17 protein-coding genes are annotated in these 26117 nt (G+C 74.0%); 8 read left to right on the forward strand and 9 right to left on the reverse strand.

Annotation, left to right across the window (positions count from 1 at the left end):
- Positions 1–115 precede the first annotated feature (115 nt).
- The 7 genes from ACFVVU_RS35620 to ACFVVU_RS35650 form a co-directional block, all read right to left on the reverse strand.
- Positions 116–2080 (reverse strand): anthranilate synthase family protein, encoded by a 1965-nt coding sequence (locus ACFVVU_RS35620; RefSeq protein WP_387794008.1) that lies wholly within the window; start codon positions 2078–2080, stop codon positions 116–118.
- Positions 2077–2700 (reverse strand): isochorismatase family protein, encoded by a 624-nt coding sequence (locus ACFVVU_RS35625; RefSeq protein ID WP_380682829.1) that lies wholly within the window; start codon positions 2698–2700, stop codon positions 2077–2079. Before ACFVVU_RS35625 ends, ACFVVU_RS35620 begins: the two co-directional genes overlap by 4 nt.
- Positions 2701–2807: 107 nt before the next feature.
- Positions 2808–3983, reverse strand: coding sequence for a 3-deoxy-7-phosphoheptulonate synthase (locus ACFVVU_RS35630; RefSeq protein ID WP_380682828.1), 1176 nt, complete (start codon positions 3981–3983; stop codon positions 2808–2810).
- Positions 3984–4019: 36 nt separating this feature from the next.
- Complete coding sequence (locus ACFVVU_RS35635) at positions 4020–4508, reverse strand: PhzA/PhzB family protein (protein ID WP_380682827.1); 489 nt, start codon at positions 4506–4508, stop codon at positions 4020–4022.
- A gap of 299 nt (positions 4509–4807) precedes the next feature.
- On the reverse strand, positions 4808–6103 hold the full coding sequence (locus ACFVVU_RS35640; RefSeq protein ID WP_380682826.1) for an NAD(P)/FAD-dependent oxidoreductase: 1296 nt from the start codon (positions 6101–6103) through the stop codon (positions 4808–4810).
- Positions 6103–6426 carry a 2Fe-2S iron-sulfur cluster-binding protein gene (locus ACFVVU_RS35645; RefSeq protein WP_380682825.1) on the reverse strand — a complete coding sequence of 108 codons (324 nt, stop codon included), beginning with the start codon at positions 6424–6426 and terminating at the stop codon, positions 6103–6105. Before ACFVVU_RS35645 ends, ACFVVU_RS35640 begins: the two co-directional genes overlap by 1 nt.
- A 247-nt stretch (positions 6427–6673) precedes the next feature.
- Positions 6674–7597, reverse strand: a complete 924-nt coding sequence (locus ACFVVU_RS35650; RefSeq protein ID WP_380682824.1) for a LysR family transcriptional regulator — start codon at positions 7595–7597, stop codon at positions 6674–6676.
- Between the two features lie 247 nt (positions 7598–7844).
- Between ACFVVU_RS35650 and ACFVVU_RS35655 the strand changes: the two genes are divergently transcribed.
- The 4 genes from ACFVVU_RS35655 to cydC all read left to right on the forward strand — a co-directional run bounded on the left by ACFVVU_RS35655 (position 7845) and on the right by cydC (position 13773).
- On the forward strand, positions 7845–9140 hold the full coding sequence (locus ACFVVU_RS35655; RefSeq protein WP_387794009.1) for a cytochrome ubiquinol oxidase subunit I: 1296 nt from the start codon (positions 7845–7847) through the stop codon (positions 9138–9140).
- Between the two features lie 60 nt (positions 9141–9200).
- Positions 9201–10280 carry a cytochrome d ubiquinol oxidase subunit II gene (locus ACFVVU_RS35660; RefSeq protein ID WP_387794010.1) on the forward strand — a complete coding sequence of 360 codons (1080 nt, stop codon included), beginning with the start codon at positions 9201–9203 and terminating at the stop codon, positions 10278–10280.
- A gap of 128 nt (positions 10281–10408) precedes the next feature.
- On the forward strand, positions 10409–12094 hold the full coding sequence (gene cydD / locus ACFVVU_RS35665; protein WP_387794011.1) for a thiol reductant ABC exporter subunit CydD: 1686 nt from the start codon (positions 10409–10411) through the stop codon (positions 12092–12094).
- Positions 12091–13773, forward strand: coding sequence for a thiol reductant ABC exporter subunit CydC (gene cydC / locus ACFVVU_RS35670; protein ID WP_380681910.1), 1683 nt, complete (start codon positions 12091–12093; stop codon positions 13771–13773). Before cydD ends, cydC begins: the two co-directional genes overlap by 4 nt.
- A gap of 31 nt (positions 13774–13804) precedes the next feature.
- On the opposite strand, the gene ACFVVU_RS35675 is transcribed toward cydC, so the two are convergent.
- Complete coding sequence (locus tag ACFVVU_RS35675; protein ID WP_380681911.1) at positions 13805–15700, reverse strand: BTAD domain-containing putative transcriptional regulator; 1896 nt, start codon at positions 15698–15700, stop codon at positions 13805–13807.
- 473 nt (positions 15701–16173) lie between these two features.
- Between ACFVVU_RS35675 and ACFVVU_RS35680 the strand changes: the two genes are divergently transcribed.
- The 4 genes from ACFVVU_RS35680 to ACFVVU_RS35695 all read left to right on the forward strand — a co-directional run bounded on the left by ACFVVU_RS35680 (position 16174) and on the right by ACFVVU_RS35695 (position 25621).
- Entirely contained in the window at positions 16174–21531 is a 5358-nt protein-coding gene (locus ACFVVU_RS35680) for a beta-ketoacyl synthase N-terminal-like domain-containing protein (RefSeq protein WP_387794012.1), read from the forward strand.
- A 109-nt stretch (positions 21532–21640) separates the two neighbouring features.
- The gene (locus ACFVVU_RS35685; RefSeq protein ID WP_387794013.1) at positions 21641–23287 is read left to right on the forward strand and encodes a (2,3-dihydroxybenzoyl)adenylate synthase; all 1647 of its coding nucleotides are present in this window, start codon (positions 21641–21643) and stop codon (positions 23285–23287) included.
- Between the two features lie 73 nt (positions 23288–23360).
- The gene (locus tag ACFVVU_RS35690; RefSeq protein WP_380681914.1) at positions 23361–24587 is read left to right on the forward strand and encodes a sedoheptulose 7-phosphate cyclase; all 1227 of its coding nucleotides are present in this window, start codon (positions 23361–23363) and stop codon (positions 24585–24587) included.
- On the forward strand, positions 24584–25621 hold the full coding sequence (locus tag ACFVVU_RS35695) for a ketoacyl-ACP synthase III family protein (protein ID WP_380681915.1): 1038 nt from the start codon (positions 24584–24586) through the stop codon (positions 25619–25621). The genes ACFVVU_RS35690 and ACFVVU_RS35695 overlap by 4 nt, the downstream gene beginning before the upstream one ends.
- Positions 25622–25663: 42 nt before the next feature.
- On the opposite strand, the gene ACFVVU_RS35700 is transcribed toward ACFVVU_RS35695, so the two are convergent.
- The coding region (locus tag ACFVVU_RS35700) for a TetR family transcriptional regulator C-terminal domain-containing protein (protein ID WP_387794014.1) at positions 25664–26117 on the reverse strand (454 nt) is incomplete at its 5' end.

The raw sequence follows: 26117 nt of genomic DNA on the forward strand, positions 1-26117 counted from the left end.
ACACAAGGCAGCGTGGAACCGGACAGCGTGGAACCGGGCAGCGTGGAACCGGGCAGCCTGGAGCCGGGCCGGCGCGCACGGGGGGTGATGCGCCGGCCCGGCGGTCCCGGGCGGATCAGGCGGGGTCGGGGACCCTCGCCGGGCCGAGCAGTCCGGACAGGACGGTGGCCACGATCCGCGGCCCCTCCCGGGTGAGGACGGACTCGGGGTGGAACTGGAGCGAGGCGAAGCCGGGCCCGCGCAGCGCGTGGACCTCCCCGGTCGCCGGGTCACGGCTGACCCGCACCGGGCCGACGCCTTCGGCGGGGAACTCCTCCGCCGCGCTCAGCAGGGCGAAGGTGTTGTAGAAGCCGACCCGTTCGACGGTGCCGAAGAGGTCGATCTCCTTCTGCACCCCCTGGTTGGGCACCGTCCGGCGGCGGATCGGCAGCCCGAGCCGCAGCCCGAGCACCTGGTGGCTGAGGCAGACCGCGAGGAACGGCCGGCGCTCCGCCAGCAGCGTGTCGATCGCGCCGCGCAGATGGCGCATCTTGGGATGCGCGGCCTCCTGCGGGTCGCCCGGCCCGGGACCCATCACCACCAGGTCGTGGCCCTCGAAGGAGTACTCCTCGTCGAACCGGCGGACCGTGACGCGCAGGCCCAGGGAACGCAGCTCCTGGTCGATCATCGAGGTGAAGGTGTCCTCGGCGTCGACCACCAGGACGCTGCGCCCGGCGAGTTCGGGCCGGGCCGAGGCGCGGGCCTCGGTATCGGCGAGCCAGAAGCCGGCGATCGAGTCGTTGCGCGACTCCAGGGCTCGGAGCACGCTCGGATGGTCGGCGAAACGTTTTTTCGCACCGCCGTCGAGCGCGGCGACCAGCCCGGCCGCCTTGGCCCTGGTCTCCGCCGCCTCCGAGGCCGGGTCGGAGTGCCGCACGATGGTGGCGCCCACGCCGATGCCGATCCGCCCCCGCGGGGTGATGTCCGCGGTCCGGATCAGGATCGCGGAGTCCATCACCCGCTCCCCCGCCGCGTCCCGCCCGATCAGCGCGACGACGCCGCTGTAGTAGCCGCGGCCGCCCGGTTCGTAGCGGTGGATGATCCGGCAGGCGCTCTCCACCGGGCTGCCCGTCACGGTGGGGGCGAACATCGTCTCGCGCAGGACGTCCCGCACGTCGCGGTCGGTGCGGCCCTCGATGAGGTACTCGGTGTGCGCGACCCGGGCCATCTCCTTGAGGTACGGGCCGACCACCCGCCCGCCCGTCCCGCAGATCCGGGACATCATCTTGAGCTCCTCGTCGAGCACCATGTAGAGCTCGTCGGTCTCCTTGCGGTCGCTGAGGAACTCCAGCACCCCCGAGAGGGTCGGGCCGGACGGCGGGTAGCGGTAGGTGCCGCTGATCGGGTTCATCACCGCGGTGCCGCCGCGGAGGCTGACGTGCCGCTCCGGGGAGGCGCCGACCAGGGTCCGGGTGCCGGTGTGGACCAGGAAGGTCCAGTAGGCACCGGACTCCCGCTCCAGCAGCCGGCGGAACAGCGCGGGCGCGCTGAGCGGCCCGTAGTCGGTGATGTCGGCGACGAAGGTGCGCCGGATGACGAAGTTGGCGCCCTCGCCGGTGCCGATCATCTCCTCGACGATGCGGCTCACCACCTCGCCGTAGGCCTCGTCGCCGACGTCGAACGCGCCGCCGGCGAGCGTGGTCGGCACGTCCGGGAGGCGGACCAGCGCGTCCGCGAGCGGCACCCGCTGCTGGCCGGTGACGGTCATCGCCACCAGCGGCGTCCCGTCGTCGGCGGCCGCGAAGCCGCGCTCGGCGAGCTGCCGGTAGGGGACCACCACGAGCACCTCGTGCCGCTCCCCGGCGCCGGGCTCCGGGGCCGCGGGCAGCGGGATGTCGGCGAGCACGGCGGGCAGGGCGACCGAGCCGGTCAGCACCTCCACCACCGGGCCGCCCTCGGCGGTGGTGCCCGGCCGGTGCAGCAGGGCGAAGGCCTCCGGGCGGCCCTCCAGCACCTCGCGGAGCAGGTCCGGGGCGCCGTGCTCGGCGCCCCGGCCGTGCGAGCTGTACGGGCTGTGCGAGCTGTACGGGCTGTTCGTCATGCGAACAGCCCCTTGACGGTGGTGACGCGGGCGCAGCGCTCGGCGGCGTAGGTGAGCGCCGAGCGGTGGTACTCCGCCGAGAAGTCGGCGGTGGCGTCGGCGACGAAGAACACCTGGATGTCGTTGGTGAAGGCCTCGACGGCGGTGGCCAGCACGCCCACGTGGGCGTAGACGCCGCAGAGCACAAGCTGGTCGCGGCCGGCGTCGCGCATCCGCTGGAGCAGGTCGGTGCGGAAGAAGGCGCTGTAGCGCCACTTGGTGAGCAGCCAGTCGTGCTCGGCGGGCGCCAGGGCGTCCACCACCTGGCGGTCCTCCGGGGCGGGGCGCATGCCCGGGCCCCAGAAGTCCTTGAGGAGTCCGCGCTCCTCGTCGGTCATGCCGCCCGGCTGGGCGGTGTAGGCGACCGGGACGCCCAGGCCGGCGCAACGGTCACGCAGCCGGGCCGCGTTGCGCACCAGCTCGGTGCGCAGGTCGTCGGGGAGGGGGTTGAGGAAGTACCGCTGCATGTCGTGGACGAGCAGGACCGCGCGGTGCGGCTCGGCGGTCCAGGACACGACGGCCGGCGGCAGGTCGCCCTCGGCCGGTAACGGGTAGGACGGAATGGGGGGTATGCCGGTCATGGCTCCGGTTCTTTGCGTGATGCGAGGGTCTGTGAGGGGCGCGCGCAGAGCGGGGCGGTGGAGCTCGATGGGGTGACGTGGTGCCGTGCCGTGCTGGGGCGGACGGGTCAGGCGGTCCAGGCGGACACCACGGAGACGGCCTGGGCCGGGTTGAGGCGGGGATCGCAGGAGGTCGTGTAGCGCTCGCCGACGGAGTCGAGGTCGGCCTCGGTGGACGCGCACTCGGTGACGTCGTCCGGGGTGGTCTCCAGGTGCAGACCGCCGGCGACGCCGCCCGAGCCGCGCACGGCCTCGACGAACCGGGCGACCTCCAGGGCGATGGTCCCCACCAGGCGGGTCTTGAGGCCGCCGGGGGCCGTGAAGGTGTTGCCGTGCACCGGGTCGCTGAGCCACACCACCGGGTGGCCGGCGCCGCGGACGGCGTCGACGAGCTTCGGCAGCCGGTCCGCGACGGCCTCGGCGCCCATCCGGGCGATCAGGGTGAGGCGGCCGGGGTCGCGCCACGGGTCGAGCTTCTCGCACAGGGCGAGGAGTTCGTCGGGCTCCATGGCGGGGCCGACCTTGCAGGCGACCGGGTTGGCCACCTGGGACAGCAGGGCGACGTGGGCGCCCTCGACCTGGCGGGTGCGTTCGCCGATCCACGGCCAGTGGGTCGAGCCGAGGAACAGCCGGCCCTTGTCGTCGACGCGCAGCATCGGCGTCTCGTAGTCGAGCAGCAGCGCCTCGTGGCTGGTCCACACCAGGGGCTCGACCACGTCGCGGCCGGCCGCGCGGTCGCGCCAGCCGAGGTGCTCGACGATGTCACCGGCGGCCATGTAGCCGGTGAGGATGCGCAGCGGGTCGGGCCGGCGGGACTCCGCGTCCGGCTCCGGCCCGTTCACCATGTGCCCACGGAAGACCGGGAGTTCGATCCCCTCGACGACTTCGGTGGGCTTGGAGCGGGGCTTGGCGAACTGTCCGGCGATGCGGCCCGCGCGGACGACCGGCTTTCCGGTGCGCAATCCGAGCGTCCCGGCGAGCAGATCGAGCAGCGCCGACTTACGCGCCACATGTTGACGTGTACATTCCTGCGGATCCTCGGCGCAGTCCCCGGACTGCAGCACCAGCGCTTCGCCGGTCGCCACTTTTCCCAGCAGGGTGCGCAAGGTGGCCAGCTCGTCGGGCTGGACCAGGGCGGGACGCGAGGCCAGCGCCTCGCCGACCCGGCTGACCTGGAGGAGGTCGCTCCATTCGGGTTGATGCAACGCCCCGCGGATACGAATCTCCCGTATGACGTCTTCCACGACGTACTCCGATCCGGCGGTGGATTTCTTGAATTGTCAGGTGGGTATTCCGGTGCGCTTGATTTCCGGCACCGGGATTCCGAGCGCGCGCAGCTGCTGGAACGGGTTCATGAACTCGCGCTGCAGCTTGATCCGCCCGTTCTCCAATTCGAACGAGTGGAGGAAGTGGTTCTCGTAGTAACCGTCCGGGTAGTCGCCGAAGAGGATCTTCCCGCGGCCGTCGCACTCGACCCAGAAGCGGTTCGGGTCCTGGGTCTCGAAGATCTCGACGTTGTACCACTCCCAGTCCGGGAAGCACTTCAGCGACCAGACGGCGTGCTCACCCAGGCGGTCCCGGCCGTGCGTGGCGACCGGGGAGCCGGTGTCGGTGGTCCAGAGGCCGCCGACGCCGTCCTCGGTGAAGAGCTCGTGCCGGCGCAGCCGGTCCTGGCCGAGGGTCCGCATGTACCGCTCGACGGTGGCCCGGTTGAGGCGGCGCAGCTCGGTCTCGTCGGCGAATCCCTGCGGGCTGGCGGATTCAGGCACAGTCGTATCCCCTGTTTGTTATTCGAACGAGTGAATGAGCAAGCAAGCGATCTTGTTGAATCCTGCCTCACCGGCAGATGCTTCCGCAACAGCGACCTATGAACTAACTGTGAAGGTTCGATCGCCACAACGCCGTCCGGGGGTGGCCGAAAACCGTCCGGCAATAAAAAAACGCTTGTTCTGCGACCTCACCTTTGAAAGGCGTGGGGCCAATGTTCTCGGAATCCGGTATTCCGCTGAACAGCGCCCGCCCCGGGGTTCGGGACGGGCGCCGGAGTGCGCGGAGGGGCTCTGGCCGGTCAGCCGACCGGCACGGCGGAGCCGCCGCGGCGGCTCGTGAGGTGGCCGCGGAGGGTGAAGCCGGGGGCGACGGCATCGGCCGGATCCAGCACCACGCCCCGGTCAAGGAGCTGTCGCGCCGCCAGGTGGTCGGTCGGCCGGTTGACCGACTCCACCGCCTGCAGCTCACCGCCGCGGAACAGCAGCACCGAGAACGCCTCGGGATCCTCACCGAGCACCACCTCGGTGTCGTGCCCCTCGTCCAGGCCGGCGATCTGCACGGTGGTCGCGAACTGGTCGCTCCAGAACCACGGCAGTTCGGCGTAGCCGCGTCCGGTGCCGGTCAGCCGCGCGGCCACCGCCTCGGCGTGGCCGACGGCGTTCTGCACCGACTCCAGCCGCAGCCGGTTGCCCGAGCGCACCTGCGGGAACGCCGCGCAGTCGCCGATCGCCGAGATGTGCGGGTCGCTGGTCAGCAGGTGGGAGTCGACGGCGATGCCGCCGCTCACCCGCAGGCCGGCCGCCGCCGCCAGGCCGGTGCGCGGGATCACCCCGATCCCGGCCAGCACCAGATCGGCCGACAGCCGGTTGCCGTCGGCCAGTTCCACCGAGGCGACCCGGCCCTGGTCGTCGCCGTGCAGCGCGGCCACCCCCTGACCGAACAGCAGCCGGCTGCCCTCCCGCCGGTGCAGCCGGGTGAAGTGCTCGGCGGTGCGGGCGGAGACCACCCGGGCCAGCGGACGGTCGAGGGCCTCGACCACCGTCACCTCGCAGCCCGCCCGCCGGGCGGCGGCGGCGAACTCCAGGCCGATGAATCCGGCGCCGATCACCACCACCCGCCGGGCCGCGCCGAGCGAGGACCGCAGGGCGGCGGCGTCCTGGGCGGTGCGCAGCGTGTGCACCCCGCGCAGCCCGGACCCCGGCACGCCGAGCGTGCGCGCGGTGGCCCCGGTGGCCAGCACCAGGTGGCCGTAGTCGAACACCGAGCCGTCGGCGAGGCGGACCGTGCGGGCCGCCGGGTCGACCGCCGTCACCGAGCCCGCGACCAGTTCGATCGACTGGCGCGCGTAGTAGCTCACCGGTCGCAGCCACAGCTGGGACTCGTCCACCTCCCCCTTGAGGTAGGCCTTCGACAGCGGGGGTCTCTCGTAGGGGAGTTCGTCCTCCGCGTCGATGAGGACCAGTCTCCCCCCGAAGCCGTGCTCACGCAGCGAGGCGGCCGTCTGGTAGCCCCCCTGGCCGGCTCCGACGATGACGACCGACGAGGGGTGACCGAGTTCGGGGCGCTCCGGCGAGGGGCCCGTCGCGAAGGCCATCACTTCTGCCGCTCGGGCAGGTGCACGATCAGGCCGTCCAGCGCTTCGGTCACCGTGAGCTGGCAGCTGAGCCGGCTGTTGGGGCGGCGCGGGCAGGCGGTGAAGTCCAGCATGTCGTTCTCGTCGGGCTGGATCGGCTGCGGCTTGTCGCGCGTCGACTCGTCGACGTAGACGTGGCAGGTGGCGCACTGGAGGTTGCCGCCGCACTGGGCGACGATGCCGTCGACGTCGTTGAAGACGGCGCCGCGCATGACGCTGGTGCCGACCGGTACGTCGACGGTGCGCTCCGTCGTGTCGACGGCGACGTAGGTGATCTTGGGCATGACGGGACTCCTCGGTGGCGCCCGGGCGCGCGCGAGGGCGCGCCGGAACAGGGCACCGGTCACGTGACGAAAGGGAGGAAGGACGGCGCCGCCGGTGGTCGGTGCGGAGCAATGCCGCTCCCACCAACCCGCCATCTCTTACCGGCCGTTCGGACACGCGAAGCCCTTGGCCAGGAACACGGCAGCGCGTTCGAGCGTAGCAAAGGACCCTGGCGCACGCCAGGATCGATCACCGGGGCCCGCGCCGTCAGGTCCGCGCCCGGAGCATCCTCGGATCCGGCCGCCGGTGCGTCATGAGCGGCCTGCTGACCGTGAACTCCCGGAACCGGCGGGCCGCCTCGGACTGGTAGGCCTCGCGGTTCCAGACCAGGGTGAGCACCCGGTAGCAGTTCGGGGCCTCCACGTGCACCCAGGCCACCGGGACATGGGTGTCGGTGCCGGCCAGCCGGGACATCGCCGGGATCAGGCCGATGCCCAGGCCGGTGCTGATCATGTCCTGGCTGGCCCCCGGCTCGTCGCCCTCGCAGGACAGCCTCGGGGAGATCCCCTCGGTCGCGAACAGCCTTTCCAGCAGGGCGCGTTGCCAGTGGCCCCGCCGGGTGGTGACGAACGGCTCGTCGGCGATCTCGGCGATGGTCACGCTCTCCCGGCCGTCCAGCCAGTGCCCGCGCGGGACGGCCAGCAGCACCTCCTCGCGCAGCAGCTCGACGGACTCCAGGTCCGGTCCGGTCAGCGGTTGCGAGGCCACGCAGAAGTCGACCTCCCCGGCCCGCAGCTGGCGGTCCATCTCGGACACGGTGGACTGGAAGAGCCGCACCTCGGCGCCCGGGTAGGCGGCCCGGAAGCCGCCCATCAGATGGGTGACGGTCAGCAGCGTCTCGGAGGCGACGCCGACCCGGCCGAGCCCGGTCTCCCGGGCCTCCCGCAGCGCCCGGCGGCCGTCGTCGAGCTCGCTCAGCGCGCGGTCGACGTGGCGCAGGAACACCGCGCCGTACTCGTTGAGCCGGATCCGCCGGCCCTGCCGGTCGAAGAGCGGGGTGCCCAGCTCGGCCTCCAGCCTGGCGATGGTGCGGCTGAGCGAGGGCTGGGCGACGTTCAGCTCCTCGGCGGCGCGGCTGATGTGCTCAAAACGGGCGACGGTCCGGAAGTGGCGCAGTTGCAGCAAATCCACGGTTCACCTCTGCTCATGCCTGACGGGCTATCGGCACATAGCAAAACCGGTCTTGGAACGCATAAGCAATCCCGCCTAACGTCATCGGTGGGGTTCGTCGCAGCGGGTGGCGGGCAGCGATGTCCGTCACCCGCTCACGCGAGGCGAGGAACCCGTCCGCTTCCTCCTCTCCCCTTCCCTTCCGCTCCCCTGCCCCCTCATCCGTCCGCCGACCCGGAGGCCAACCGCCCCCCAGGAAGGTCGCATCATGAGCGCTGCGGATCTGGCCCGACTCCAGTTCGCGGCCACCACCAGCGTGCACTGGCTCTTCGTCATCCTCACGATGGGGCTGGTCCCCATAGTGGCGTTCATGCACACCCGGGCCGCGTACACCCGCGACCCCGCCACCCGCGCGGTGCGCGAACGCATGACCCGCTTCTGGGGCCAGCTGTACGTCATCAACTACGCGGTCGGCATCGTCACCGGCCTCGTCATGGAGTTCCAGTTCGGACTCAGCTGGAGCGGACTGAGCAAGTTCGCCGGCAACGTCTTCGGCGCCCCGCTGGCCCTGGAGACGCTGATCGCCTTCTTCGCCGAGTCCACCTTCCTCGGCATGTGGATCTTCGGCTGGGGCCGGATGCGCCGCAGCGTGCACGTGGCGCTGATCTGGCTGGTCGCCCTCACCGCGTACGCCTCGGCGTTCTGGATCCTGGTCGCCAACGGCTTCCTGCAGCATCCGGTCGGCTACGAGGTGCGCGACGGCGCCGCCTACCTGACCGACTTCGTCGCGCTGATCACCAACGCCAACGCGCTGGTCGCGCTCGGCCACATCGCGCTCGCCGCGCTCACCACCGGCGGCATCTTCGTCGCCGGCATCAGCGCCTGGCACTTCGCCAAGGGCACCCGGGAGACCGAGCTGTTCCGCAGCTCGCTGCGGCTGGGCGTCTGGGTGAGCATGCTCTCCTCGTTCTTCGTCATCATCGTCGGCAACCTGCAGGTCCCGGTGATCGAGCGGACCCAGCCGATGAAGGCCGCCATCCTCAAGGGCGGCGGCGTCGCCGAGGAGCAGGCCAGGCTGGTCGCCCAGCACGGCCCCGGGGACTACGTGCCCTGGGAAGGCTGGGTGAAGAACTCGATGGACCTGATGTCGATCCTCGGCAACACCGTCTCGACCATCACGTTCATCGCGGTCTTCCTGCTGCTGAAGGACCTGCTGGTGCGCAAGCGCTGGCTCGCCTACCTGATGACCGCGATCATCCCGCTGCCCTTCATCGCCTCCGTCGGCGGCTGGGTGGTGCGCGAGATCGGACGCCAACCGTGGCTGGTCTACGGCGAGTTGACTGTCGACGACGCGCTCTCCAACGTCAGCACCGGAGCCCTGGCGGTGTCCTGCACGCTGTTCATCGCCATCTTCGTCGGCCTCGCCGCGACCAACTGGACGCTGATCACCCGCTTCGCCCGGCGCGGCCCGGACGGCGCCCAGCTCGGCGCCGGCGATCCGCTCGGCGACGACCTGCCCGACGCGGGCGGCGCCGACGACAAGCAGCCGGTCCCGGCCTTCTGAGCCCGACGACGGATCCCGCACCGAGATGCACTCCCCTGACGTGACGGAAGGTTGGGCTACATGAGCCTGGAGACCCTCTGGCTGGCCCTCCTCGGCCTGCTGCTCGCCGGCTACTTCGTGCTCGGCGGCTACGACTACGGCGTCCAGATGCTGTCCCCGCTACTCGGTGGCCCGGGCACCGCCCCGGGCCGGGAACCGGACCCCGCGGAACGCAACACCGCGGAACGCAGGACCGCCGAACCGGGCGCCGTGGAACGGAACGCCGCGCTCGACGCGATCGCCCCCTTCTTCCTCGGCAACGAGGTGTGGCTGGTGGCCTTCGCCGGCGCGATGTTCGGCGCCTTCCCGCACCTGGAGGGCAGCCTGCTCTCCGGCCTCTACCCGCTGATCGTGGCGATCCTGGCCGGCCTGGTGCTCGGCAACGCCGCCGTCCAGCTGCGCGGCCGCTCCCGCGGCCCCCGGGCGCTGCGTTGGTGGAACGCCCTGGTGGTGCTCGGCGGCGTGGTGCCCGCCGTGTGCTGGGGCATCGTGGTCGGCCTGCTGCTGCACGGCGTGCCGCGCCGGGCGGACGGCTCCTTCCACATCGGCTTCGGCGACGTGTTCGCGCCGTTCTCACTGACCTGCGGGGTGGCCACCGCGCTGCTCTTCGCCGGCCACGGCGCGGCCTTCATCGCACTCCGCTCCGAGCCCGAACTCGCCGTCACCGCACGGCGGGTGGGCGCCACCCTGATCGCTGCGGCCGGTGCCGCGAGCGCCCTCGGACTGCTGCTGTCGCTGTTCGGGGCGGGGGCCTCGATGACCAGGACCGCCACCTCGGTGGTCCTGTTCCTGCTCGTCGCCGCCGCCGTCGCGGCCGGCTGGTGGTTCCTCGCCCGGGGCCGTGACGCCCTGGCCTTCACCGCCACCTGCGTCGCGACCGCGCTGCCGGTGCTGCTGATCGGGGCCGGCCAGTACCCGTACCTGCTGGCCGCCGAGTCCGGGGCGGGGATCACCGTCGACGACGCCGTCGCCGACGGGGCCACCCTGAAGCTGCTGATCGGCTTCGGCGTGGTGGTCTTCCCGCTGATCCTCCTCTACCAGGCCTGGAGCTGGTGGGCCTTCCGCGGCCGGACCGGGCTGCGCCACCCCAGCTACTTCTGACCACCGCCACCGCCGGCCGGCGGTCCTCCAGCCGGCTTCCGCGGCCCGGCCGCCACCCGACCGGCCCGGACGGGCCGCGGAAGCCCTCCGCACCGCACGCCGGGCACCGCCCCGGGAGGGAGCACGGGATGAAGCCGGCCGAACGCCGTCTGCGGCGCGAACTCCCGGTGGTGCGCCGCCACCTGACCACCTCCACCGCGCTCGCCCTGCTGGGCGCCGCACTCGTCGTCGCCCAGGCCGGCCTGCTCGCCGGCCTGCTCGCGGACGGCTTCGCGGGGCACCGCCCGGACACCACCGCCCTCGCCGCGCTCGCCGCCGTCCTCGCCCTGCGCGCCCTGCTCGCCTGGGCCCGCGGCACCCTCGCCCAGCGCGCCGCCGCCGAGGCCAAACGCGCCCTGCGCGACCGCCTCACCGCCCGGCTCCGGGAGACCGGCCCGCGCCGGCTGACCGCCCGCCGGCACGGTGAGACGGCCACCCTGCTCACCCGCGGCCTCGACGCCCTCGACCCGTACCTCACCGGCTACCTGCCCACCATGGCCGCCACCGCCGTCGTCCCGCTCGTGGTCGTCGGCCGGCTCTGGTGGGCCGACTGGACCTCCGCGCTGATCATCGTGCTCACGCTGCCGCTGATCCCGGTGTTCGGCGCGCTGGTCGGGATGCACACCGCCCGCCGCACCGCCCGGCAGTGGCGGCTGCTCGCCCGGCTCGGCGGCCACTTCCTCGACGTCGTCGCCGGACTGCCGACGCTGCGCGCGTTCGGCCGCGAGCACCACCAGACCGGTGTGGTGCGGGAGATGGCCGACGCCCACCGGCGGGCCACCATGCGCACGCTGCGGGTGGCGTTCCTCTCCTCGCTGGTGCTGGAGACCGTCGCCACCCTGTCGGTCGCCATGGTCGCCGTCCCGGTCGGCCTTCGGCTGCTGGCCGGCGAGCTGGACCTGCGCACCGCCCTGGTCGTGCTCTTCCTCGCCCCCGAGGCCTATCTTCCGCTGCGCGCCGCGGGTGCGGCGTTCCACGACAGCGCCGAGGGCATCGCGGTGGCCGAGCGGGTCTTCGCCGTCCTCGACGAGGAGGAGCCCGCGACGGGGCGCGCCGCCCCCGTGCCGGTCCCCGACGCCCGGAGCGCGCGGCTGCGCCTCGACGGGGTCACCGTCCACCACCCCGACCGCGCCGCGCCCGCCCTCGACGCCGTCTCGCTCACCGTCCACCCCGGCGAGCACCTCGCCCTGGTGGGCCCGAGCGGCGCCGGGAAGTCCACCCTGCTCGCCCTGTTCCTCGGCTTCACCGCCCCCGGCACCGGCCGGGTCCTGGTGGACGGCACCGACCTCGCCGCGCTCGACCCCGACGACTGGCTCGCCCAGGTCGCCTGGGTGCCCCAGCGCCCGCACCTGTTCGCCGCGACCGTCGCCGACAACATCCGCCTCGGCCGCCCCGACGCCACCGACGCCGAGGTCCGCGCGGCCGCCCGGGCCGCCTGCGCCGACGGCTTCGCCGAGGCGCTGCCGCAGGGCTACGACACCCTGCTCGGCGAGCACGGCGCCGGGCTCTCCGCCGGACAGCGCCAACGCGTCGCCCTGGCCCGCGCGTTCCTCAAGGACGCGCCGATCCTGCTGCTGGACGAGCCGACCGCCCACCTCGACCCGGAGAGCGAGGCCGCCGTGACCAGGGCCACCGCCGAGCTGATGCGCGGGCGCACCGCGATCGTGGTCGCCCACCGCAGGAGCCTGCTGCCGCACGCCGACCGGATCGTCACCGTCCGGGCCGGCGCCCTCGAACCCGCCCCGGCCACCGAAGAAGTGGTGCTCCTCCCATGACCAACCCCCCGGCCTCCCGCCCCACCGTCCGGCTGCTGCGCCATCTGCTCCCGCACTGGCGCCGGCTGCTGCCCGCCGTCCTCGCCGCCGCCGGCAGCGAGCTCAGCGGCGCCGCCCTGATGGCCACCGCCGCCTGGCTGATCACCCGCGCCGCCGAGCAGCCGCCGATCTCCGCCGTCGCCGTCGCCATCGTCGCCGTGCGCGCCCTCGCCCTCGGCCGCGGCACCCTGCGCTACGCCGACCGGCTGCTCGGCCACGACGGCGTGCTGCGCGCCGTCGCCGGCTTCCGCGCCCGGGTCTACGAGGCACTCGTCCCGCTCGCCCCGGCCGGCACCCCGGCGTTCCGCGGCGGCGACCTGCTGACCCGGCTGGTCGACGACGTCGACGCCGCCCAGGACCTGCTGCTGCGCGTGCTCGTCCCGGTCACCGCGGCCGCCCTGGTCGCCGCCACCGCCACCGGCACCGCCCTGGTGCTGCTGCCCTCCGCCGGCCTGCTGATCGGGGCGCTGCTCGCCGCGGCCGGCCTGCTGGTGCCCGCCCTGGTGCTCGCGCTGTCCCGCCGCGGCGGGCGGGCGGAGAAGGCCGCGCGCGCCGAACTCACCGCGCTCACCGTCGACCTGACCGAGGGTGCCGCCGACCTCGCCGCCTACGGCGCCCGCGGTCGCGCCCACCGGCGGGCCGCCGAGGCCACCGCCCGGATCGCCGCCCTGGAGCGCCGCGCGGCGCTCACCACCTCGCTCGCCTCCGCCGTGGTCCTACTGTTCCAGGGCGCCGCCACCGTCGGCGCCACCTGGCTCGGCCTGCGCGCCCACGCCGACGGCCGGCTGCCCGCCGTCCAGCTCACCGTCCTCGCGGTGCTCGCCCTGGTCTCCTTCGACGCGCTGGCCGCGCTGCCCGCCGCCGCCCGCCGGCTGGCCGACGTCTGGGCCTCCGCCCGCCGGCTGGCCGACCTGATGGACGCCCCGGCCCCGGTCACCGACCCGGCCGACCCGGCCCCACTGCCCAGCGACGGCCCGCTCGGCGTCGAGATCACCGACCTGCGGGTGCGCCACCGCCCCGACGGCCCCGCCGCCCTCGACGGGGTCAGCCTCCGTCTGCCCCCCGGCCGCCGGGTCGCCCTGCTCGGCGCGAGCGGCTCCGGCAAGTCCACCCTGATCGCCGCGCTGATGCGGTTCGTCCCCTACGAGAGCGGCAGCATCCGGGTCGGCGGCCGCGAACTGCGCGACTGCGCGGGCGCCGACGTCCGCCGGGTGATCACCGGCGTGACCCAGGACGCCCACGTCTTCCACACCACGATCCGGGCCAACCTGCGGCTGGCCCGCCCCGACGCCGCCGACGAGGACCTGCGCGAGGCCGCCCGCCGGGCCCGGCTGCTCGACTGGATCGAGTCGCTCCCCGACGGCTGGGAGACCATGCTCGGCGGCGACGGCGCCACCATGTCCGGCGGCCAGCGCCAGCGCCTGCTGCTGGCCCGCGCCCTGCTCGCCGACCCGCCCGTGCTCGTCCTCGACGAACCCACCGAGGGCCTCGACCCGGAAACCGCCGCCGCCGTCCTCGCCGACATCCTCGACGCCACTCGCGGCCGCACCACCCTCCTGGTCACCCACGACCACGCCGCCCTCACCGCCGCCGACGCCGTGCTCACCCTCACCGACGGCCACCTCGCCCCCGCCGGCTGACCTCGGGCGGGCGACGGGCGGGCGTACGGCCTCAGCCGGCGAGGTGCAGAAAGGGCTTGGCCACCGCGGCGTTGTCGAAGTGGAGCCGGGTCAACGGCGGGAACCGGAACCGCGCGTCGTGGCTGGAGCGGTCGACCGTCACCTGGAGCAGGTGGTGCGCGACGAGGGCGCCGACCGGCTCCTCCACCTCCAGCAGGTCCATCCCGAGCGTGCGGGCCGCGGCCTCCAGGTCGAACCCCCCGTCGCCGAGCCGGCAGAGCCGGATCAGCGCGTCCCGGTGCTCGGGCCGCAGCCGCCCGGCCGCGTGGTCCAGCCGCGCGCCGAGGTCGAACGGGCCGACCCTCAGCTCCTCGTGCACGCGGTGCTCCTCGGACAGCCGCTGGACGAGCTTGCGCACCCGCCAGGCCCGGCGGGCGAGCAGCTTCTCCCCGACGATCCTGATCGCCAGCGGCAACCGGTCGCACAGCCCGACCAGCCGGGCGCTGTCGGTCGGCTCGGCGGCGATCCGGTCCGCTCCGACGATCCCGGCGAGCAGGTCGACGCTCTCCTGCTCGGTCAGCGGCCCGAGTTCGATCGTGCTGTGCGCCGAGAGCCCGATCGGCCGGTTCCGGGCCGTGACGATCACCGCCGACTCCGGGTTCCCCGGGACGAGCGGGAGGACCTGGTCCACCGAGTCGACGTCGTCCAGGACGATCAGCAGCTTGCGCCCGGCCGTGGTGGTGCGCAGCAGCGTGGCCCGCTCGTGGGGGTCGGCGGGCAGGTCGGCGGGCGCGTGCCCGAGGGACCCGAGCATCCGGGCGATCGCGTCCTCGGGTCCGATCGGTCCGCCGACCCGGTCGTGCAGCGCCATGAACAACTGGCCGTCCGGGAAGCGCTCCTTGAGGGCGTGCGCGGCCTGGACGGCGAGCACCGACTTGCCGATCCCGGGCTGGCCGACGATCACCACCGTCCGGGCCGCCCAGCCGGCCGCGGGCGCGCCCAGAACGGACTCGACGTGTCCGAGCGCCTCCCGACGCCCGGTGAAGTCGGCGATGCCGGAGGGGAGTTCGCTCGGGGCGACGGCGGGCTGCGCGGCGGTGGGGGCGGTCCGCCGGCCGGTCTCGGCCGGGACGCAGTTCAGGATGTCCTGCTGGAGCTGCTGGAGCCGTCGGGACGGTTCGAGCCCGAGCTGCTCGACGAGGTTGCGGCGCAGTTCGTGGTAGGCCTCCAGGGCCAGCCCGGGGTTGTCGGTGCGGCGGCCGGCCTCCATCAGCAGCGCGCAGAACCCCTCGTGGGTCGGGTGCTGACGGGCCAGCGCCTTGAGCTCGCCCACCAGTTCGCGGTGCCGACCCAGTCGCAGGTCGATGCCCAGCCGCTCCTCCAGGATGGTGGTGCGCTGCTCCTCCAGCAGGCCGAGCTGGGCCGACACCCCCGGGCCGAACTCGATGTTGCCCAGCGGCGCGCCGCGCCAGAGGTCGAGCGCCTCGCGGAACACCGCGGCGGCCCGCAGATTCTCCCCGATGTCCCGTGCGCACAGCCCTTCGGCGACCAGCCGGCCGAACCGCCGGAGATCCAGTTGGCGGTCGGCGATCCGAATGCAGTATCCGCCCGGAACCGTTTCGATGAGCGGCGATCCGGTGACCTCGTTGATCGGCCCGAGCGCCGTCCTGAGTTGGTAGACATAGGTCTGGATCGTCTTCCTGGCCAGCTTCGGCGGCCATTCCCACAATTCGTTGATGGCGGATCTGAACGGCACCACCCGATTGGCGTGCAGCAGCAGCAGCGAGAGCAGCCGGGCCTGCATGGGGGCACGCGGGGTGATGTCGCGGCCCGCGCGCCGGACTTCCAGCGGGCCCAGCAGGGAGAAGTTGAGCGGTTCCGACGGACCCCCCGGGCCGGTGTCCCGGAATTCCCGATCAGGTCCGGCCGCGCGAGCGTACTCGTCCATCGGCACGATCCCCCCCTTGCTCCTCGGTCGTCTTTCCTCGTGGCAGGCCCCGTCCGCGCCGACGAGATAACTCGATCGCCATGCTAGGTCGGCCTGTTGACAACGGTCGATCGGAGCCCGCGACATCGCCGCCGGATTAGGCATCTAGGAATTCACCGGCCCGGAAAAAAGCACACAAACACAGTGAAAAGCGGCAGATCGCGCCGCCGGCCACCGGCCCGCGGGCTCGCCGCCCCCTGCGACCAGCGCGTTCGCCCGTCCTGACCGAGCCTTGGTCGCCACCTGGCCGAGGCTTTCCTGCCCTCAGGGCACGATCCTTCGTACGCATCACCCACGCTCCGCCCCGTCGGCTTCGGGTCGGAGCGGTCGAGGTGCTCCTGCGCTCACGTCCGGAAGATCCCGGGCGGCCGAGGTCCCGGCCAGTGCTGTCCGGGGCCGCCGGGCGCTCTCGTCTACGAAAGGTCAAGGCGCTCATGGCGACAATTCCCTTCTCTGGCAGGCCCGAATCCGGCGCGGAGCCGGTGGCCGTCATAGGCATGAGCTGCCGGCTGCCCGGCGGAGTCGACTCCCCCGAGCAGCTGTGGCAGCTGTTGGTGAACGGGCAGGACGCGATCGGCCAGGTCCCGGCCGAACGCTGGGAGCACTACGAGAAACTCGATCCGCGCAATGCGGCGGCGCTGCGCTCCACCACCTCGCAGGGCGGCTTCCTCGCCGACGCCGCCGCGTTCGACGCGGAGTTCTTCGGCGTCACGCCGCGCGAGGCCGAACTGATGGACCCTCAGCAGCGCATTGTGCTGGAGGTCGCCTGGGAGGCGCTGGAGAACGCCGGCCTGCCGCCGCACACGCTCGCCGGCACCGACGCCGCGGTGTTCATGGGCGTCGGCTCCGACGACTACGGCCGCCAGATGCTGGAGGACCTGCCCGCCATCGAGGCGTGGAGCGGCATCGGCGCCTCCATGTGCGCGGTCGCCAACCGCATTTCCTACGCCCTGGACCTGCGCGGCCCGAGCCTGATCGCGGACACCGCGTGCTCCTCGTCCATCGTCGCCCTGCACCTCGCCTGCCAGAGCCTGCGGACCGGCGAGGCCACCCTGGCGATCGCCGGCGGCGTGAACGTGATGGCCGGCCCCGGCCTCACCATGGTGCTGGACGCCGCGGGCGCCACCTCCTCCGACGGCCGCTCCAAGTCCTTCGACGCGGCCGCCGACGGCTACGGGCGCGGCGAGGGCGCGGGCGTCCTGGTGCTCAAGCTGCTCTCCGAGGCCCAGCGCGACGGCGACCGGATCCTCGCGGTGCTGCGCGGCACCGCGGTCAACCAGGACGGCCGGACGGCCGGCATCATGGCGCCGAACGGGGAGGCGCAGGAGTACGTCGCCCGGCAGGCGCTGCGGCAGGCCGGGGTGGCGGCGCAGAGCGTCGGCTACGTCGAGGCGCACGGCACCGGCACCCGCAAGGGCGACCCGATCGAGGTCGGCGCGCTCAGCCGGGTGTTCGGCGAGAACCGCGGCCCCGACGATCCCTGCCTGATCGGCACGGTCAAGCCCACCATCGGGCACCTGGAGGCCGGTGCCGGCGTCGCCGGGGTCATCAAGGCCGTCCTGGCGCTGGTCCACGGCCGGATTCCCGCCACCCCGAACATCACCGAGCTCAACCCGGACATCCCGTGGGAGACCTCGGGGCTGCGGGTCGTCACCGAGACCACCGAGTGGCCGGGCGGCGAGGGCCCGCGCCGGGCCGGGGTGTCCAGCTTCGGCTACGGCGGCACCGTGGCGCACGCCGTCCTGGAGCAGGCCCCGACCCCGGCCGCCGGGCGGTCCGCGGCGGCCGAACCCTTCGACGGGGAACGGGTGTTCGCGCTCTCCGGCGTGACCGAGGCCGGGCTCAGGGCCAACGCGGCGAAGCTCGCCGACTGGCTGACCGGCGCCGGGTCCGAGGCCGCCCAGGCGGACGTCGCGCACACCCTGCTGCACCGCCGCTCGCACCTGGGCCGGCGCGCAGCCGTGGTGGCCGCCGACCGGGCCGGCCTGGTCGAGGCCCTGCGCAAGACCGCCGCCGGCGAGCCGGACCGGGCCGTCGTCGAGGGTGCCGCGTCGTCCGGACCGGCCCGGGACGCCGTCTGGCTGTTCTCCGGCCACGGCTCGCAGTGGCTCGGCATGGGCCGTGAACTCCTGGAGACGGACGCCGGGTTCGCCGCGGCGATCGACGAGGTGGAGGCGATCTACCGGGCCGAGATGGGCTTCTCGCCCCGCCGGGTGCTGCTGGAGGGGCCGCTGGACGAGACCCATGTGATCCAGCCGATGATCTTCGCGGTCCAGATCGGCCTGGCCGCCGCCCTGGAGGCCCGGGGCGTGCGCCCGGCCGCCGTGATCGGCCACTCGGTCGGCGAGATCGCCGCCGCCGTGGTCGCGGGGGTGTTCTCCCGCGAGGACGGCGCCCGGCTGATCTGCCGCCGCTCCGCGCTGCTGCGCGAGGTCGCCGGCCTGGGCGCGATGGCCCTGGTCGACCTCGCGTTCGACGAGGCCGACCGGGAGCTGGCCGGCACCCCGGACGCCGTGGCGGCGATCGCCGCCTCCCCCGGCTCGACCGTCGTCGCCGGGACCCCGCAGGCCGTCGCCGCGCACGCCGAGCGCTGGCGCGCGGCCGGGCGCACGGTGCGCGAGGTCGCGTCCGACGTCGCCTTCCACAGCCCGCAGATGGACCCGCTGCTCGACCGGCTGGTCGCCGCCGTCGCCGACCTGGTGCCCGCCGCGCCGCGCATCCCGGTGTACAGCACGGCGCTCGCCGACCCGCGCTCCACGACGGTGCGCGACGGGCACTACTGGTCCGCCAACCTGCGAAACGCCGTCCGCCTGGACCGTGCCGTCGCCGCGGCGGCCGAGGACGGGCACCGGCTCTTCCTGGAGGTCTCGGCCCACCCGGTCATCGTGCACTCGGTGAAGGAGGCGCTGGCCGAGGCCGGCCACGACGACGCGTTCACCACCGGCACGCTGCGGCGCAACCAGCCGGAGGCCCCGGCTCTGCTGCTCGCCGTCGGCGCGCTGCACGCCCACGGCGCGGCCGTGGACCTCACGGCGCTCCAGCCCGACGGCACCCTGGTCGACCTGCCGACCACGGCCTGGCAGCACAAGCGGTTCTGGCGCACCCCCTCGACACCGGCGGGCAGCGGCTCCGGCCGGCACCGGATCGAGTCCAGCACCCTGCTCGGCGGCCGGCTGGCCCTGGCCGGCGACTCCTCGGTGCGGCTCTGGCAGACCTACCTCGACCACGGCAACCGGCCCTACCCGGGAAGCCACCCGATCCACGGCGTCGAGGTCGTCCCCGCCGCGGTGCTCATCAGCACCTTCGCCGCCGCGAGCGAACACGGCGCGCTGACCGACGTGGACCTGCGGGTCCCGGTGGCCGTCACCGGGCCGCGCGACATCCAGGTGGTCGCCCAGGACGGGATGGTCCGGCTGGCCTCCCGCCCGACCGGCGACGGCGCCGAGGACGACGAGGGCCTCGGCTGGACCTCCCACGCGACCGCCCGGGCCGTCGCACCGGCCGCCGCGGCGGCCGTACCCGACCTGGCCGCGGCCCGCGCACGCTGCACCGAGGCGCTGCGGCCGGAGGCCGTGGTCGAACACCTCCACCAGGTCGGCGTCGCGGACGTCGGCTTCGACTGGCGGATCGTCTCGCTCGACCGCGGCGAGCGCGAGCTGATCGCCCGGGTCGCACCGGCGGGCGACGGCGAGGGGCGTTCCGACGCCTGGGCCTCGCTGCTGGACGCGATCCTCTCCTTCGCCCCGCTGCTCTTCGCGGGCGAGCCGACGCTGCGGATGCCGGCCCGGATCGGCCGGGTCGAGATGCCCGGACGGCTCGGTGGGCAGACGACGGTGCACGTTCGCCTCACCGACGCCCCGGACGGCGACACCGTCGAGGCCGTGGTGGTCGAGGACGACGGCACGGTGTCCGGGCGGCTGGGCGAACTGCGCTTCGGCAAGCTGGACGGCGACGCCGGGGCCGCGGTCAGCCCGCGCCGCCTGGTGCACCGACTCGCCTGGGAGCCCGTCGAGTCGGAGCCGGAGGGCGGCGCCCGACTGCGCGCGGTCGGCCTGCTCGGCGGCAGCCCGCGGGCCCGCGCCGCGATCGCCGCCGCGTTCGAGGCGGAGCGGGTGCGCCCGGTCGCCGTCGCCGACCTCGACGGACTCCCGGCGGCCATGGACGAACTCGGCCCGGACGACGCCCTGCTCGTCCTGCCGGTCGCCGAGGTCCCGGAGGGCGACATCGCCGGGACGGCCGTGGACAACGCCTGGCAACTCGCCAGGACGGCCCAGCTGCTGGCCCAGGAGTACGGTGCGCCGGCCCCCCGGCTGTGGGGCGTGACGGTGGGCGCGCGCGAGAGTACGGCCCTCACCGACCTCGCCCAGGGCCCGCTGTGGGGTCTGGGCCGGATCATCGCCGGTGAGCAGCCGGAGCTGTGGGCCGGCCTGGTCGACCTCGACCCGACCGCCGCCGACCTCGGCGCCGGGCAGCTGGCCGACCTGGTCCGCACCCGGCCCGAACCGGACGTTTTCGCGGTCCGCGACGGCGCGGTGCTCGCCGCCCGGCTGGCCGAGCTGTCGGCCGAACCGGACCGCGCACCGCTCAACTGCCGCGCGGACTCCACCTACCTCATCACCGGCGGCCTCGGCACGCTCGGCACCGAGGTGGCGACCTGGCTGGCCGGCCGGGGTGCCCGGCGGATCGTCCTGGCCGGCCGGAGCGGGCTGCCGCCCCGCCACCGCTGGGACGCCCAGACCGAGCCCGAGACGGTACGGCGGATCACCGCCGTCCGTGACCTGGAGGCCCTCGGCGTCACCGTCCGGGTGCTGGAGCTGGACATCACCGACCAGGCCGCCGCGAAGATCCTCACCGAACCGGAGGCGCTGGGCCTGCCGCCGATCCGCGGCATCGTGCACGCGGCCGGTGTCCTCGACAACCGGATGCTGCACGGCCTGACCCGGCGGTCGCTGGCCGACGTCATGCGGCCCAAGGTGGAAGGCGCACTCGTCCTGGACGGGCTGTTCCCCGCCGGAACCCTGGACTTCTTCGCCCTCTTCTCGTCCATCGGCCTCCAGCTCGGGCTCACCGGCCAGGCCAGCTACGCCTCCGCCAACTCCTTCCTGGACGCGTTCGCCCGGCACCGCGCCGCGGCCGGCGCCGGCGACACCGTCAGCCTCGGCTGGACGTCCTGGCGGGCGATGGGCATGGCCGTCAACAAGGTGGTCGACGCCGAGCTGGCCGACCGGGGCGTCGGGGACATCTCGGTCACCGACGCCTTCCGGGCCTGGGAGTTCGCCAGCAGCTACCAGGAGCCCTACCTCGCCGTGCTGCGCACCGTCCGGCTGCCGGAGGGCACCGGGCCGCTGCCGATCCTCAGCGGCCTGGGAGAGCTCGGCCGCGCGGCCGGCGGCGGCCAGGACGGCGATCCGGCCGAGGAGTTCGGCGCCGGGCTCGCCCCGGAGCCGCTCCGGGAGCTGCTCGTCACCGAGGTCGGCCGCCAGGTCGGCGGTGAACTCCGGGTCTCCCTGGAGGAGTTGGACGTCAACCGGGCGCTCACCGAGATGGGCCTGGACTCGGTGATGACGATGACGGTGCGCCGGAGCCTGGAGAAGCGGTTCCGGCTCAGCCTGCCCGCGACGCTGCTCTGGAACCACCCGAGCGTCACCTCGGTGGCGGGCTACCTCGCGGAGCGGCTGATCGAGCAGCGTTCGGCCGCCGCCGAGGCGAACGAGCCGGAGCCGGCGACGGAGACGGCCCAGGAGCAGCAGCCGGAGCAGGAGCAGCAGCCGGTGGAAGCCGTCGCCGCCTGATCCTCCCCCCACCCGGCCGGGTCCGGCGGACCCCCGCCCCGCCGACGACCGCGCGGTGCGGCGGCGGTCCGCCGGACCCGGCCCCGAACAGACCTGGAAGGAACCGAAGATGCGTCACGGAGCGACCGCCTGGCCACCCGAGCTCGCCGAGCTCTACCGGACCGAGGGCTACTGGCGCGGCCTGCCCCTGGGGCGGCTGCCCGAGCAGTGGGCCGCCCGGTACGGCGACCGGACCGCCCTGGTGGACGGCACCACCCGGATCACCTACCGGGAGCTGGCCACCCGGGTGGAATCGGCCGCCACCAACCTCACCGTGCTCGGCCTGGAGCCGGGCGACAACCTGCTCGTCCAACTCCCCAACTGCCACCAGCTGGTGCTGCTGGTCCTGGCCTGCGCCAGGATCGGGGTCGCGCCGGTCCTGCTGCTGCCCGCCCACCGCGAGCGCGAGCTGGTCGCGCTCGGCCGGCACACCGGGGCGGTGGCGCTGGCCACCACCGCCACCACCCGGGGCTACGACCACGCCGCACAGGCCCGCCGGGTCGCCGAGCAGGTCCCGAGCATCCGCCGCCTCCTGATAGCCGGCTGCGAGGAGGAGGCCGGCACCGAGACCGATCTCGACGCCCTGCTCGACTCCCCGCCGGTCCTGCCCGCCGCCCTGCCCGACCCCGACCCCTCGGACGTCGCCCTCTTCCTGCTCTCCGGCGGCACCACCGGAACCCCCAAGGTGATCGCCCGGACCCACAACGACTACGAGTACAACTTCCGCGGCAGCGCGGCGGTCTGCGGGTTCGACACCGGGACGGTCTACCTCGCCGCCCTCCCGGCCGCGCACAACTTCGTACTGGGCAGTCCCGGCGTGCTCGGCACCCTCGCCTCCGGCGGGCAGGCGGTGTTCGTCGCCTCCCCGTCGCCGACCGCGGTGTTCGACGCGATCAAGACGCACGAGGTCACCCACCTCGCCGCCGTCCCCGCCGTGCTGCGGCGCTGGATGGAGTCGGCCGAACTCACCTCGATCGACCTGCCCTCGCTCCGGGTGGTCCAGGTCGGCGGGGAACGGCTGGAGCCGGAGACCGTGCGCCGCGCCGCCCAGGTGCTCGACTGCCGGATCCAGCAGGTCTTCGGGATGGCGGAGGGCCTGCTGAACTACACCAGGCCGGACGACTCCCGGTGGGCCGTGGAGGAGACCCAGGGCCGCCCGATGAGCCCGCACGACGAGATCCGGGTGATCGGCGCGAACGGCGAGGAGACCGCCGCCGGCGAGCCGGGGGAACTGCTGACCCGCGGCCCGTACACCCCGCGCGGCTACTTCCGGGCGCCCGAGCACAACCGGACCGCCTTCACCGCCGACGGCTGGTTCCGCACCGGTGACGTGGTGCGCCGCGACGCCGCGGGCAACCTCGTGGTCGTCGGCCGCATCAAGGACGTGATCAACCGCGGCGGCGAGAAGATCGCGGCCGACGAGATCGAGCACCTGCTGGCGGAACTGCCGGAGATCGCCGACGCCGCAGTCGTCCCCTACCCGGACCCCGACCTCGGCGAGCGGGTCGGCGCCTTCGTGGTCCTGCGGGAGGGCCGCACCCTCACCACCGGGGAGGCCGTGCGGCGGCTCACCGCGAGCGGCATCGCCGCCTACAAGCTGCCCGAGCGGCTCTGGGTCGTCGACACCCTGCCGCAGACGGCGGTCGGCAAGACCGACAAGCAGGCCCTGCGCCGGCTGGTCGCCGACCGGGCCGCCACCCCGCAGTACCAGCACTGACCGCGCACGCGGTACCGGCAAAGCGCACCGGCGACCCGCACCGCCCACCTGCACCGCACCGAAGGAGCACACCGTGCCGCACCAGCTCACCTCGTCACCGTTCGACACCGATCTGTCGCGGCCACCCGCGAGCACCTGGACGGTGGAGTGCGAAAAGCCGGTCCGCTACCAAGTGGCCGTCACCCCCGGCGTCCTGGACTTCGACAACCCGGCGCTCGCCCGGGCCGGCGCGCCGGAGGGCGCGGACACCTCCCGCCGCTTCCTGGTGGTGGACGCCACGGTCGACCGGCTCTACGGCGACCGCATCCGCGAGTACCTCGACTTCCACCGGATCACCGGCCACCTGTGCGTCCTGGAAGCCACCGAGGAGAACAAGACCTCCGACGCCGTCTTCCGGATCTTCGACGAGCTGGACGCCTTCGGCATCGACCGGCGCCGGGAGCCCGTCATCGGCATCGGCGGCGGCGTCCTGCTCGACGTCGTCGGACTCGCCAGCAGCCTCTACCGGCGCAAGACCCCGTACGTGCGGGTGCCCACCACCCTGGTCGGCCTGATCGACGCCGGGATCGGCGCCAAGACCGGCGTGAACTTCGGCCGGCACAAGAACCGGCTCGGCACCTACGAGCCCCCGGCGGTCGCGCTGCTGGACCGCTCCTTCATCGCCACCCAGGAGGACCGGCAGATCAGCAACGGCCTCGCCGAGATCCTCAAGATCGGCCTGATCAAGGACCGGCGGCTGTTCGACCTGCTGGAGGAGCACGGCGCGACGCTGCTCGCCGAGCGGCTGCAGGGCCGCTCCGGTGAGAGCGAGGCCGCGGCCCGCGAGGTGCTGCGCCGGGCCGTGCAGGGAATGCTGGAGGAACTCCAGCCCAACCTCTGGGAGCAGACGCTGGAGCGCGTCGTGGACTACGGGCACTCGTTCAGCCCGTCGATCGAGATGGCCGCGCTGCCCGAGCTGCTGCACGGCGAGGCGGTCGCCGTGGACATGGCGCTGACCACCCTGGTCGCCGCCCGGCGGGGCCTGGTCACGCCGGCCGACCGCGACCGGATCATCGGCGTGCTGCGGACGCTGCGGCTCCCGGTCTGGCACCGCTTCTGCGAGCCCGGCCTGCTGTCCGAGGCGCTCGCCGAGACGGTCCGGCACCGGGACGGCGCCCAGCGGCTGCCGCTGCCGGTCGGCATCGGCTCCGCGGTGTTCGTCAACGACCTCACCGACGAGGAACTCGCCACCGCGGCCAAGGAACTGGCCGTCCTGGGCACGGCCGCCGACGGCGGCCGGGAGGGGGAAGCGACCCGATGAAGTACCAGAACCTCTTCCTGGGCGGGGTGGGCTCCCACTACCCCGAGCCCACCCCGGTCGACCGGGCGGTGGCCGACGGCCGGTACGACCCGGCGGTGCGCCGCCGGACCGGGCAGGTGAGCGTCGCCATCGCCGGCGAGCGGGACTCCCAGCCGGACATGGCGGTCGAGGCCGGCGCCGCCGCGCTGCGCCACTCCGGCCTGCGGGCGGAGCAGTTCGCCCTGCTGCTGCACGCGGTCGCCGGCTACAGCGGACTGGACGGCTGGAACGCGGCCTCCTACCTGCAGCACCGGGTGCTTGGTGGACACGGCGTCTCCTTCGAAGTCCACCAGCTCTCCAACGGGGCAGTCGGCGCCATGGAGCTGGCCGCCGCCTTCCTGGCCGCCGGCCCCTCGCGGGAGGCCGCGCTGATCACCGCGTCGGACCGCTTCGCGGAGCCGGTCTGGGACCGTTGGACGGCGAGCCCCGGCCTGGTCTTCGGCGACGGGGCGAGCGCGGCCGTGCTCACCCGCCACCCCGGGTTCGCCCGGGTGCTGTCGATCGCCACGGCCAACGACCCGGAGCTGGAGGGCATGCAGCGCGGGAACCTGGCGTTCCGGCCCAATCCGGATCCGGCCCACCACCCGGTCAACCTGAAGGCCCGCACCCTGGAGTTCGCGAAGCTGATCGGCCTGGATGAGATCACCGAGCGGATGGCCACCGGTCTGCGGCGGGCGGCGGAGACCGCGGCCACCGAGGCCGGCATCGCGATCACCGACGCCGACCACGTGCTGACCCCCAACTTCGGCCGGGAGCTGCTGCACGACGAGTGCCTGGACCCGCTGGGCGTGGCGCTGGAGCGCACCACCTGGCGGTGGGGCCTGCGCACCGGGCACGTGGGCGCGAGCGACCAGTTCGGCGCACTCGACCACCTGCGCCGCGAGGGCGCGCTCACGGCCGGGCAGCGGGTGCTCCTGGTCGGCGTCGGCGGCGGCTTCAACTGGACCTGCGCCGTGCTGGAGATCCTCGGCGAACCGGCCGGGGCCGGGCGGTGAGCCGGCCCGCGCTCCGCTGAGGGGAGGGCCGCGGACGTGGCCTCAGACGGCGGGCCAGGAGGCCATCGCCAGCTCGGCGACCGCCTCCAGGTCCGCCGTCGAGGCCCCGTCCCTGGCCTGCTGGGACATCCCCTGGACGACGGTCGCGTAGTAGACGGCCAGCGCGTGGGCGTCCGTCCCCGCGGGGAGGCGCCCGGCCGCGACGTCCGTCTCGACGCGCTCCCGGAAGCCGTCCAGGTTGGAGCGCCGCAGCTCCCGCATCGCGTCGGCCACGTCGTCGTCCTTCGGGGAGACGTTGGTGGTGGCACTGATCACCAGGCAGCCGGCCGGGTGCTCGGGATCGGTGTAGACGGCGGCCGCCTCGCGCAGGACCCGGGCGAAGGCCTCGCGGGCGGTCGCCTCCTCCTGGAGGGCGACCGCCACGAAGCTCCCGAAGCTCTGCCCGTACGTCTCGACGACCTCGTCGAAGAGCGTGCGCTTGTCCCCGAAGGCGGAG

Source organism: Kitasatospora sp. NPDC057965, from assembly GCF_042887135.1.
Classification (GTDB): Bacteria; Actinomycetota; Actinomycetes; order Streptomycetales; family Streptomycetaceae; genus Kitasatospora.